At 60.9% G+C, this 801-nt stretch carries 1 protein-coding gene; it reads right to left on the bottom strand.

The annotated features are described in order from the left end of the window. Positions 1-230: 230 nt before the first annotated feature. The gene (locus JK635_RS28125) at positions 231-491 is read right to left on the bottom strand and encodes a dodecin (RefSeq protein WP_235887938.1); all 261 of its coding nucleotides are present in this window, start codon (positions 489-491) and stop codon (positions 231-233) included. Positions 492-801: the final 310 nt, after the last annotated feature.

Genomic DNA, 801 nt, shown 5'->3' with positions numbered 1-801 from the left:
CTGTAAACGGGTCTGCGGAATTCTATGCAGTTGCGGTAGCGCCGACGCATGAACAGTCGATTGCCAATTGCTCTGCCTATCCTCCCTGCAATCTCCTGTAAGCCCGACTGCCGAACAGGCATGGCGCGCTGGCAAACCGCAACGGCGGCCATGGCATTCATGACCAGAATCGTCCATCGTCCAACCCTGCCTTCCGTCAGGTCCACGCAAGGCAGGGCCGGCGGGAAGGGCTATTCCTCCAGCCTGAATCCGGCCTTCAGCGTCACCTGGAAATGGGCGATGGCGCCATTGACGATGTGGCCGCGGGTTTCCACCACTTCAAACCAGTCCAGGTTCTTCACCGTCTTCGATGCGCGTTCAATCGCGTTGCGGATCGCGGCATCCGAGCCGTCGGGAGAAGAGCCCACCAGTTCGATCATCTTGTAAGTGTGTTCGGACATGTCGTCACCTTTCTTGTCGTCGTGAATGAGAACGTTCCAGCCGGCGTCCATCGTCCATGGCACGCCAGCGTGCAGAGGCTAGACCAGCAGCGCCAGCGCTGGTTCAGGCAGACCCGGGAAAGATTGCGGGTGCTCAACAGCAGGCCGTGATACGTCTGTTGTGAAGTCGTTGTCTGGCGGGTGGCAATGAAAAGGCGGGAAGCCATGCCGGCAATACGCAGCGCGTGCTGCGCCAGCAAGGGTCGTGAGGTGGAGACGGGCAGGCCGGATCGCCGGCGATTGCAGGAAACCATGGCGCGCATGGCCGTAGGCGCAAGCCCGCACCTGTGGGATGCAAATCGACAGGACAGGCATCAGGCGG

This window comes from Neobacillus paridis (assembly GCF_016765675.1).
Taxonomy (GTDB): Bacteria; Bacillota; Bacilli; order Bacillales; family Cytobacillaceae; genus Neobacillus; species Neobacillus paridis.
Note: the sequence above shows the minus strand (reverse complement) of the source record. Positions and strands in the feature narration are given on the sequence as shown.